This window comes from Sulfurimonas sp. SWIR-19 (genome assembly GCF_020410885.1).
GTDB classification, from domain to species: domain Bacteria; phylum Campylobacterota; class Campylobacteria; order Campylobacterales; family Sulfurimonadaceae; genus Sulfurimonas; species Sulfurimonas sediminis.
This window is the reverse complement of record NZ_CP084578.1, coordinates 619,105-630,572: the sequence shown is the minus strand read 5'-3', so window position 1 is coordinate 630,572 and position 11,468 is coordinate 619,105. Positions and strand designations below refer to the sequence as shown.

Here is an 11,468-nt window from a genome sequence, read left to right as displayed (position 1 = left end):
GGCTAAAAATCTCTTTCTAAAAGTTTGTTTACTTTTAAAATAGTAATAATTTTATCTGCCTGCTTTCCCACACCGTCTATAATAGTATCATCACCGTTGACAGTATCAGGCGGCGGTCCCACATTTTCTTTTTTAATGCGAATTGCCATTGTAAGTCTGTCTATCACAAATCCTGCCACATCAGAACCGTTACGCATCACAATAAAGCGTGTCTCTTCACTCTGTTTTTTAGGAGGCAGTCCAAATTTTGTACGCAGATCTATAAGCGGAATAACAGAACCGCGAAGATTAAACACACCCAGAACATATTTTGGAACCTGCGGAACTCTTGTCCATGGAAAAGGTTTGATAATCTCCTGAATGGAAAGAATAGGCACCGCATACTCTTCATCCCCTATGACAAATCCGACAAGCTGTACCACATCATCGAGCTGGTCAACAACACTGTCATTTTGTTCAGCCTGTTTGTTAATAATCTCTTTTAATTTATCACTCATTATAAAAACTCCGGTTTAAAGTTAACATTTCTCTGTACAACACTTGCCAAATAGTCGGCAGAATAAGGTTTTGTGATATACTCAACCATACCGGACTCAACCCCGCGCATACGGTCAGATTTACTTGTTCTTGATGTGACGGCTATAAGCGGCAGGTTTTTATATCTGTTGTATTTTTTGATCTCTGAGGCAAGTGTATATCCGTCCATTCTTGGCATTTCAATGTCAATAAGCATCGCATCAACATTATAGTCTCCTGACTTGAGGAGATTAAGTGCTTCTTGTCCGTCACTTGCTTCAACAATGGTAACCCCCATAGGTTCAAGTGCTTTTCGCATAATGGTTCTGTCTGTTTTTGAATCATCGACTATCATGATAGTATAGTCACTCGCCTTTGTTTTTTCTGTCATAACAGATTCAGCAGTTGCTGTTATTTGTGTTGATTTTGTCTCTTTGGCCATATCCATAAGCGCCACGACATCAACGATAAGTGTCACACCTCCGTCTCCACGGATGGTAGCTCCCGCAATCCCTTCAATGCCTTTGAGATATTCACCGAGAGACTTGATAACAATCTCTTCCTGTCCTACCAAAATATCTACAATAAGCCCCAGTTTGCTTGTTCCGAGTCCCAAAACAACGACATAGGCATGTTCACTTGCATCCAAAATACGTTCAACTTCAAAAATATCCCCTATATGCACCAAAGAAAGAACATCATCACGCAATCGCATGACAGAACGTCCCTCTACTGTGTATATTTCATCTTTTGAAATTCTGACCGTTTCAAGAACAGAAGCTAAAGGAATGGCATAATGTTCTTCTTGAACACCCACAAGAAGTGCCTGAATGATTGCCAGAGTCAGTGGAATTTTCAGTTTTATAGAAGTACCCTTGTTTATTTCACTGTCAATATCTATGATACCGTTGAGTTTTTCGATATTTGTTTTGACAACATCCATCCCGACACCACGTCCTGATACACTTGTCACAGCCGCAGCTGTTGAAAAACCCGGTTTAAAGATGAGCGTGTAAGCTTCTTTGTCACTCATCTGCTCTGCTTCTTTTTCAGTGATGATGCCTTTTTCAAGAGACTTTTGTTTGAGCATCTCCGGATCAAGTCCTTTCCCGTCATCATCTATCTGAATAACAATCTGGTTACCCTCATTATAGGCTTTGAGTGTAATCGTACCCTCTTCCGGTTTTCCTTTTGCAAGACGCTCCTCCGGGGTTTCTATACCGTGATCACAGGAGTTACGAATAATATGCACAAGCGGATCCCCGATCTCTTCCACAATTGATTTGTCAAGCTCTGTATCTTCCCCTGAAATAACAAGTTCAATCTTTTTGTTAAGTTCACGGGAAAGATCTCGAATCATTCTAGGGAATTTGTTAAAAACCTTTCCAATTGGTAACATACGGGTTTTCATAACCGCAATTTGCAAATCAGTTGTTACAAGAGAAACAATGGAAACAACCTGATTGAGCTCTTCTAAAAACTCTTCTCCCTCATAACGCTCTTCAACATCATCATTGATTTTAATCAGTCTGTTTTTTGCCAAAACAAGCTCACCGATTAGATTCATAAGATGGTCAAGTCTCTTTACATCGACACGAATCGTCTGCTCAACCGTGGCAGGTGCACGTTTTGCCGGTGCTGCCGCCTTTGGATCCTCAGAAGAAGTATTTTGCGATGCTTTTTTATTTTGTGAGACAGGAGCCGGAGTCGGTGCCTTTGGAGCTTCTTCTTTTTTCTCTTGTTTTTCTTCTTTTTTCGGCTCTTCTTCACTCGGTTCCGGCGGCATCACAGGCACTTCTTCACCCGCGGCTATTTTTGCTTCTCTTTTGGCTCTGTCTTCGGCCTGGCGCTGTGCCAAAAGTCTTTCTATTTCAGCTTCTATCTCATCAGGATCCATATTGTCATAGTCCGGTTCTTCTTCCTGAGTCTCTTTTTCAGCTGCCGCAGGCTCTTGTTCTTCTTTTTCCTGTGCTGCTGCGGCATCGGCAAGTCCTGAAAGGTCACCGTTGCTTATTTTGTCAAGTCTTGCGACACAGGCGGCCACATCTATGCCGTCATCGCTGCTTGTATCACGAATTTTTTCCAACAATGCTTTCATGAGGTCAATTGATTCTAAAATAACATCCATAACATCCGGCGTTATACTCAACTCTCCGTGACGGGCTTTGTTGAGAACATCTTCCATATGATGCGTTAAATGTGTCAATGTATCAAAATTTAAAAATGATGAAGCCCCTTTAACAGTGTGCGCAACACGAAATATCCCGTTTAGCAACTCCAAATCATCCGGACGGGATTCTAATTCGACCAAATCTTCGTCAAGCTTTTCAACAAGTTCAAACGATTCAACTAAAAAATCTTGCAGTATCTCTTGAAATTCATCCATATTTATACTCCCTATTTCTTCATATGTGCACGTACTATACGTGATACTTCATCAAAAAATGCACCTGCCTTAAACTTAACCAAATAAGCTTCCCCGCCGGCTTCCTCACCTCTTGTTTCACTAAAATGATCACTGATTGAGGAGTTAAAGACTATAGGAATATCACTGAACCTTTCATCTTCTTTGACTTTTGCCGCAAAATGGAAACCGTCCATTCTTGGCATTTCAACATCTGAAATAATAATTTTTAAATTATCTGCCAAATTGTCTCCATATGTTTCATACAGATCTTTCAGTTTATTAAGACCCTCTTCTCCATCCATCGCTTCTACAACATGAAAGCCCATTTTCATCAGAGCATCTTTGACAATTTTTCGAGCCGTTGCACTGTCATCAAGCACCATTGCCAAACCTGAAAATGTTTCTATTTTTTCCGGTGCGGAATCTGTTTCAGGTTCATACAGTCCCAAATCCTGAACAACACTTTCAAGGTCCAGGATCAAAAGGACATTGTCACCCTCTATCTTCGTTACCCCTGTGATTTTATTGCTCTCAAGTCCTGAGGAACTGCTCATAAAAGTTGCCGGTTCTATATCACTCCAGCTGATTCTTCTGATGCGTTTTGCTTCATGGACTATAAACCCTATCAGTACATTGTTAAACTCTGTAATAATGACGCGGGCATTTTTCTTTGCATCTTCCGGTTCAGTAACACCCATCCATTTTGCCAGGTTGACAACAGGAATGACCACTTCACGCAAGTCAAATATTCCCTCTATAAATTCCGGTGTACTTGGCAGCTCTGTCAGTTTTGGCAAACGTATAATTTCTCTGACCTTAGAGACATTGATACCGTAAATACCTTCATAAACCTTGTCTTTTTCCTGTTTAAATATGCGAAAATCAACAAGTTCCATCTCATTGGAACCAACTTTTAAAGACTTTTCATCCATCTTTTATATCTCCCTAGAGTATTTTTTTTCTTCCAACAACTCTATGTCTTGAGCTGATTTTACAATAAAGTATCTTTGATTGCAAGCAAAAGCACCCAGATTTATATAGTAAAAGCCGTCTGTGCCAAAAGAAGTGTTTTGATGATAATGTCCCTCTATAAAGTAGTCGCAGGTATATTTTTCTGCCAAACGCTTTTGTACAAACTCTCTAAAACCCGTAAATTTTTTACAGTCATTTTTTTTGCTCAGATAGCTGTCAAGATTTTTCAAAATCGCATGTTTGGAAAATATATCTATATACTTTAAAACAAAAAGGACAAAAGGGCTTCGTATCAAAGATGTGTAGAGTTTGTAAAGTCTGTCTCCATCAAAGTCTCCATGTGCCAGATAGACTTTTTTCTTTTGATACAACGCTTCTACCGGCTGGTTTTTAATCGAAAAAACCTTTGCCTTTGGAAAAACATTTTTTATATTAAAATCATGGTTTCCCTCTAAATAGACAACTTCCGTATCTTTGGAAATATCATTGATAAGCGCTATGACCTCTTTGTTCTGCTTACATGTAAAGTCTATAGACCCAAACAGTGCGTCAAAGATATCTCCCATCAGGATAAGCTGGGGTACTGCCATATTTTTACTGTGAATTTCTCGCAAAAAGTATAAAAGTTCCGGACGCAGGTGTGAATAGTGCGCATCAGAAACAATGAACGCACCCTCTTGGATAATAACCGGTTTAGGGGACATAGGCTATATCTGGAATCGCCGTTGTTTCATCAAGTCCCATCATCAGATTGGCGTTGACAACAGCCTGAGAAGATGCCCCTCTCATCAGGTTGTCTATGCTTGAAGATATAAAAAGCATATTGCCTTTTCTCTGGGCATAGATGTCACAGAAATTTGTTCCGGCAACATTCTTCATGTCAACAGGAGAAGAACTCACCCTTACATGTACATCATTTTTATAAAATTCCTTTACAACGTCCAAGGCATCAAAGTCACCGCTGACCTGTATGTAAATCGAACTTATCATACCCCGGGTCACAGGGACCAGATGCGGCACAAAACTGACTTCGTCAAAAGAGACATTCAGTTTTTCTGCAATTTCGGGAGCATGACGGTGGAGCAGAGGGTTGTAGGCAAAAAGATTGTCATTGACATTGACAAAATGCGTCACTTCACTGAGTTTTTTGCCTGCTCCGCTCACCCCTGTTTTTGCATCTATAATAATCGGTGTATTTTCTATACGTCTGTCCATAAAAGGGAGAAGCCCCAAAATGGCAGATGTCGGAAAACATCCCGGATTTGCAACCAGTTTTGCAGACTTTATCGCTTCGCGGTTGAGTTCAGGAAGTCCATAAACACCATGCTCCAGATTTTTTGCATCTGTGTGCGGACAGTAAAATTCTTCGTAAATATCCTGCGGCAGTCTGTAATCAGCCGAGAGGTCAACAACCTTGACGCCTTTTTCCAACAACGGCTTGACATAAGCCATTGCTGTTTTATGCGGCAGTGCCAAAAAGACAAGCTTACATGTAAGCGCCATTGTATCAATATCTGCTTTTTGCACAACATCTTCACACACACCGTTTAAAGAAGGATGCAGTTTGTTTATCGTCGTGCCTCCTTCAGAATTTGCAATATATGCCAAATGAAAAAAAGGATGCTTTATGAGCATTTTTACAAGTTCAAGACCTGTGTAGCCTGTTGCACCGACTACGCCTACATTTATTTTACTCTTGTTTTGCATTACTCTTTACACTCAAAAACAATATCCTGGTATTTCACCTCGTCTATCTCAAACTCTTTTTCACCGCCGGGAAGACGGACTTTAACCTCATCGCCCTCTTCTTTGCCAAGAAGCTGTTTTGCCAGAGGAGAGTTAAAAGAGATGAGCCCGATGTCAGGATTGCTCTCACACCCGCCTACTATCGTGTAGGTTACCTCTTCGTCTGTGTCCATATTTGTCATAACAACTGTTGAGCCAAAGCTTACCTTGGTGTGTTGCAGCTCTTTGGGATCAACAATCTGGGCATTTCCCAAAATCTCCTGCAGTTCTGCAAGGCGGTTGTCTATACTTTTTTGCTGCTCTTTTGCCGCATGGTATTCCGCATTTTCTTTTAAATCTCCGTGTTCAAGCGCTTCTTCAATCGCTTTGACAACACCCGGGCGTTTCACCTCTTTTAAATCTTTTACTTCGGCCTGTAACTTCTCGTAGCCAAAAAGTGTCATCGGTTCTATGTTGTTTTGCATAATCTATTCTCTTTATTAAATTTTTTTAGTTGTATGATTATATCAAAACTTTACACTTTGTTAAATTTATTTTTTTCTATTTCACTCAATGCTTTGAGAGACATCTCTTTTACATCTCCTGCCACTTTATTGACTTCAGCCGCAGTCTGCGCATTGAGCTCTGTCATGGCATTTACCTCATCAACAGCTTTGTTGATAGAATTTGCACTCTCGCTCTGTTCAGAAATATTGGCTTCAACATCAGTAATGGACTGCGTCAGGATACTCACTGTTGTGTTGATTTCAGCCAGTGATTTTTGTGTTCCCTCTGCAAGCTTTCTGACCTCATCGGCAACAACGGCAAATCCGCGTCCGTGCTCACCCGCACGTGCCGCTTCAATCGCAGCATTGAGTGCCAGAAGATTTGTCTGATCCGCTATATCACTGATAACCTGCATAACATTTTTAATATCCTGTGACTGACTGACCACTTCATTTGCTTTTTGCGAGGTCTCTTCTATGGTCTGGGCTATAGTATTGACCGCCTGTGTCGTCCCACTCAACTCTTTTGCCTGTGAGGCTGTCGATTTGTTTAACTCTTGCATTTTTGACTCAAGCATATCCGCCCGCTCAAGCAGTGCATTTGCATTGTTGTAGGAATCGTTCAAAAGTTTTGTGATGGCATCACCCAGGTCGTTGACTCTTTCTACAACCGCTTTTGTCTCTCCTCCAATTTTATCATCAAGAACAATCTTATCCAGGTAGTTATAGTTTGCATACTTCTCGAGACCTTCGAGTATGTTGTCCATCACTTTTTCCTGGGTATCAAGCATTTTATTGATTGTATTTGCCAGAGTCTGGATTTGCGAGTTGGTTGCCTCGGAATTGACTCGACACTTAAAAGAGCCCTGCTGTACTTTGTTCAGTGTAAGGATTGACTCTCCGACACACAGCATATCATTTTCAATTCCCTCATTAATCGTATCTGTCTGTTCGTTGACCATTTTTGCAACACGGGCAAGTTCATCACTGCCGCGCAGGTCAATCTTCTCGATTACATTGTGTTTCCTGTTTAAAAACTCCAGAAACTGTTCCATCCCTTTGCTTATTTTGGCAACGGAGTGTGTGATATTTTTGCTGATAAGCCACGAAAGCACTGCTGTAAACAAAATAATAAAAAGCATGACAAAAAGATACAGATAGAGCGCATTTTTTTCATTCTCATATTTTTCATGTGCCAGGCGGGTAAGATTTTGGCTCAGGTGGTCATCAACTTTCTTCAAAAGATTGATTTTTTGCGTGATGGTATCAAACCAGTAAGAAGCATCCACACCAAATCCGCCTATGGTATTGGCTTCAAGCGCAATTTTTCGCATCTTTTCAACTTCCTGCACTGCCTGTATATCCATCTGCTTTGTATAATATGCCACCAGATAGGAAGGAGCAACAGAGCGAAATACTCTTAAAAAGCTTTTTTGTTCTGTTATGAGTTTTACAAACTTGTCTTTCATACCCGGCAGAAATTTATTTCTGGCAAAGGCATTTGAGAGCACTGCCCGCTCTATGCCCGCTCTCTCTTTTGCCATCAAAAAACTGTAATAGGCAATAAGCTTTCTTCCGCTTTTTATATCTCTTGCCAAATGTGTCATGTAGGCAATCGTATCAAGCATAGATGTATTTGCCGCAGTATAAGCGTTTAGAGCACTTTTTACATCAATATCCAGTGATGTTACCCGTTTTCTTACACCCTGTAACTTTTGAATCTTTTGCACAAACTGATTGACCCGTTTTCGTAATTCATGTGGATAGTTTTGAAAATGAAAACTTCTGATGTCCTCTTTGAGTCTTGCCAGTTTTTTATCACTCACAACTCTCTGTGCCGGAAGTCTTGTAACGAATTTTTTGGCATTTGAACCTATATACCCTGCTGTAGCACCTCTCTCTTTTTGTGTTTCATGTACAAAGTTTGCGATATCTATGGCAAGTTTAAAGAGTTCTTTGCTTCTTTTGTCACTGGCAGTCAATCCTGTTTCTATCTTTTCCTGCACTTTTTTGAGTCTGTTTATTTTTTTTGTAATCGTATCAAACCAGTAGGTGGCATCCACACCAAAGCCGCCAATCTCTTTGGCTCTCAGCAAAATGGTTTCCATCCGTTTGACTTCCTCAATCACCTTACCCTGCAGAATCTCTCTCTTGTATGCGATATCTTTTTTTGAGGCAAGAGTCTCAAAGCTGCTCATAAATGCCTCTTGTTCAGAGATCAGTCCTGCCAGTTTTGTTTTTGCCCCTTTGATAAATTTGTCATTTGCAAAAGTGGCACTTCCGACTGCACGCTCTATGCCGGCTCTCTCTTTGGACTGTAAAAAATCATAATACGCCAATGTCTCGGCACTGAGCTGTGCATCCGCTGCCTGCAAAGAAGCTTTTGCTATAAAATTTAAAAATTTAGCATTCATTTGTGTGTAGTAGGCAATTGCTTCCTTTGCTCCTATACTCTGTGCCGCCACCTGAGAACGAATGGTGTTTATCCGTGAGAGATCCTGCAGTGCTTTTTCAAGGTATGCTTTGACATCTTTGTCCAACAGACTGATGACATTTCCGTCTTGCAGATAGCCTTGCAGTTCTTGAATTTTTTTGTCTGTCTCCTCTTTTTGCGAAGAGAGTTTTTGTGCAAATTTTTTCCCTTTTGAGCCCAAAAATCCGGCAGTTGCACCCCGCTCTTTTTGTGTCTCATGCACAACTTTGGAAATTTTTTGATCCAGATCAACGATGATGCTGTATGTTTCATACTTTTGACTGTTTTGCAAATGGGTGTAAATTGCACTTATGGCTATGATGATAATGACCGCAAGAGGCACGGCAACATTAAGCAGCATTTTGTTTCTTACTGAAATCTTTGTTAAAAAATTAACCATTATGGCGCTCCTTTGCTCTCATCTCTTTATAAAGTTTTTCATATTTCTCTTTTTCCATTTCTGAAACTGTTCTTCTGCAGGAGATATAACCCGGTTGTCCATCACAGGAGGTAAACGGGTATACCGTGGCAAAAACCCAATAGTAGTCACCGTTTTTTGCCTTGTTTTTTACAAAGCCCCGCCATCGCTTCCCGCTTTTTATCGTATCCCACAAATCTTTAAAAGCGGCACGCGGCATATCGGGATGCCGGACAATATTGTGCGGTTTTCCTACAAGTTCGTCAACATTGTATCCGGCATAATGACAAAACTCATCATTGGCAAAACGGATAATCCCTTTCGTATCTGTCTCTGAGACCAAAAAAGCTTTGGTATCCAAATGTATTTCAGCCATTCAAAATCCTTAAATATATTTTAAAAGTTGTATATAGTACTTTTAGAAAGCTTTGCTTTTAGTTAAAGATTCTAGAAATCCTCTTTTTTACACTTTCTTTTCACTCTTGTTTTACACTACCGGAATCTTTCATAGGAGGAAAATATGAAAACAACTTTAAAAATAAAGTTTCTTGGCTTGGCAGCCCTTGTCTGTACTTCACAGATTGAGGCGGCTGACTGGCTCAAACTACAGGGGTATCAACCGGAGTTTTTTGCACCAAAGGGTGTTATCGTTCCTTATCGCAGTCACAAACCGAAAGTCTGGGGATTTATTCAGGCAAATTATAAAAAAGACGAAGGCAAGATCCTTATCAAAAACGGTATCAACAAAACACCTTTTTCCCTTTTAAACCCTGACTTGGAGTCACAATCCGGTATGAGTCTTTTCCGGGCACGTTTGGCGATGAGAGGGATGGCTGACAATGACAACCTTGTCAACTACTTTTTTATGACAGAGTTTGGAAACAACGGTGTCAATAATCTTGCCGGGCACAGAAATGTCGGTACTTATTTTACAGATGCTTCTGTAACACTCAAACATATCAAAGGGGCAAAAGTCAGAGCCGGTATGTTCAAATATCCGGGAAGTGAAGAGGGCTTGCAGGCTGTTTTTGTTTCTCCTTACATCGAGTTTACTTCTATGACATTCCAACAGCTTTTGGAAAGACAGGTAACAAAAGTAGGAGCAGCGCAGACAGGTGCAGCAGCAGGCGGCGCGCAGACAGTACACTATACAAGTACGGAAATCAACAGACCAATCGGTGCTTTTAGAGATACAGGTGTGCAAATTTTTGACACCTTGCCACTTGTCGGCTCATGGAACATCTCTTATGCTTACATGTACGGAAACGGAAACGGTGTCAGTATGAGCAGTTCCAATGATCAGGCAACCCACTACGGCTACCTTGCATTTGAGAAAATTTTTGCAAACCCGGGCAAAGGGTACTATACCAATTCACTCAAAATGTTTGTCTGGGGACAAAGCGGAAAAAGAAAACTTCTCTCCAACAACGGAGCAGTAACAACCCAAATTGATGCAGATCGCAAACGATACGGTTTAGGCTTTACCTATCATAAAGACGGCATAAGAGTAGAAGGGGAATATATGAGAGCCTCAGGGATGATTTATACCGGTGCAAAAGACACAGACCCTGACCCACAGACTGAAAACTGGCAGTTTCAATTTGCTGCAGGCAGTGAAAACAAAGCGGACGGTGGCTATGTAAACCTTCAGTATGAAATTGTTCAGAGAAAATTCGAAGTATTTGGCAGATATGACTACTTAAACCGTCTGACAAATGACACCAAAGGCGAACGTGACTTTAAAACACTAACACTTGGTGCCTCATACAGATTCAAAGGAGCAACAAGAGTCGATCTGAACTACATGATACGGGATGCAAAAGCTCCGGGTAATGCAAATGCACAAAAAGTTTTAGACAATATGGGCAACCGTATTGCTATTCAAATAACAGCAGCTTTTTAAAGGATTGACAATGAAATTATTCAAAAAACTCTCAACAGTGGCATTACTTATGTTGCTCGGAACAGGTCTATATGCGCAAAACAGTGATGCAGAAGAAGATAATGATGTGGTAAAGATAGTCTATCAGTGTGATTTTCCTGATATTCAACGTATTCATCTTATGCTCAACACGATCAATAACGCAGCAAGCTATTTTGACAAACATCTTATCCCTTATGAGATAAATGTTGTCGCTTTGGGACCATGTCTCCAATACATGATGAAAGATTTTAAAGGCACAGGTTTTGTAAAAATGCCTTACTGTGAGCATGGAGGACCGACAGGCGCAGGAACGGTTTCACGCTTTAAGGGCTTAAAGCAATTAGGCGGTGACAACATACACTTTTTCGCCTGTGGTAACACTATGAAGAAAAAACATGTCAAAGATGAACAGCTGCAGGATTATGTCAAAAAAACACCTGCGGGCATCATCAAAATAGTCAATTTGCAAAGACAGGGATGTGCGTACGTTAAAATTAAGTAATTTAGAGCCAATATTTATGTATTAT

General features: G+C 40.6%; 10 protein-coding genes. 2 read left to right on the top strand and 8 right to left on the bottom strand.

The window, feature by feature from the left end:
* Positions 1-2: 2 nt before the first annotated feature.
* Genes LCX93_RS03285 through LCX93_RS03245 form a run of 8 tightly spaced genes read right to left on the bottom strand, consistent with a single transcriptional unit; the run spans position 3 to position 9,393 of the window.
* Positions 3-497, bottom strand: coding sequence for a chemotaxis protein CheW (locus LCX93_RS03285; protein WP_226068475.1), 495 nt, complete (start codon positions 495-497; stop codon positions 3-5).
* Positions 497-2,902, bottom strand: coding sequence for a hybrid sensor histidine kinase/response regulator (locus LCX93_RS03280; protein ID WP_226068472.1), 2,406 nt, complete (start codon positions 2,900-2,902; stop codon positions 497-499). The genes LCX93_RS03285 and LCX93_RS03280 overlap by 1 nt, the downstream gene beginning before the upstream one ends.
* 11 nt (positions 2,903-2,913) lie before the next feature.
* A complete protein-coding gene (locus LCX93_RS03275; protein WP_151900861.1) occupies positions 2,914-3,855 on the bottom strand; it encodes a chemotaxis protein CheV in 942 nt (313 codons plus the stop codon).
* A gap of 3 nt (positions 3,856-3,858) precedes the next feature.
* Positions 3,859-4,599 carry a UDP-2,3-diacylglucosamine diphosphatase gene (locus tag LCX93_RS03270; RefSeq protein WP_193151371.1) on the bottom strand — a complete coding sequence of 247 codons (741 nt, stop codon included), beginning with the start codon at positions 4,597-4,599 and terminating at the stop codon, positions 3,859-3,861.
* Entirely contained in the window at positions 4,589-5,602 is a 1,014-nt protein-coding gene (argC, locus tag LCX93_RS03265) for an N-acetyl-gamma-glutamyl-phosphate reductase (protein WP_226068464.1), read from the bottom strand. The genes LCX93_RS03270 and argC overlap by 11 nt, the downstream gene beginning before the upstream one ends.
* Positions 5,602-6,105 (bottom strand): transcription elongation factor GreA, encoded by a 504-nt coding sequence (greA, locus tag LCX93_RS03260; RefSeq protein ID WP_193151369.1) that lies wholly within the window; start codon positions 6,103-6,105, stop codon positions 5,602-5,604. The genes argC and greA overlap by 1 nt, the downstream gene beginning before the upstream one ends.
* A gap of 50 nt (positions 6,106-6,155) precedes the next feature.
* Positions 6,156-8,999, bottom strand: coding sequence for a methyl-accepting chemotaxis protein (locus LCX93_RS12630; RefSeq protein WP_283949363.1), 2,844 nt, complete (start codon positions 8,997-8,999; stop codon positions 6,156-6,158).
* Positions 8,992-9,393, bottom strand: a complete 402-nt coding sequence (locus LCX93_RS03245) for a PAS domain-containing protein (RefSeq protein ID WP_226068462.1) — start codon at positions 9,391-9,393, stop codon at positions 8,992-8,994. The genes LCX93_RS12630 and LCX93_RS03245 overlap by 8 nt, the downstream gene beginning before the upstream one ends.
* Positions 9,394-9,537: 144 nt before the next feature.
* On the opposite strand from LCX93_RS03245, the gene LCX93_RS03240 reads away from it, so the two are divergent.
* Together LCX93_RS03240 and LCX93_RS03235 are read left to right on the top strand one after the other, a co-directional pair.
* A complete protein-coding gene (locus tag LCX93_RS03240; RefSeq protein ID WP_226068460.1) occupies positions 9,538-10,920 on the top strand; it encodes a putative porin in 1,383 nt (460 codons plus the stop codon).
* 10 nt (positions 10,921-10,930) lie between these two features.
* Complete coding sequence (locus LCX93_RS03235; protein ID WP_226068458.1) at positions 10,931-11,443, top strand: DsrE family protein; 513 nt, start codon at positions 10,931-10,933, stop codon at positions 11,441-11,443.
* The last annotated feature ends 25 nt before the right edge of the window (positions 11,444-11,468 follow it).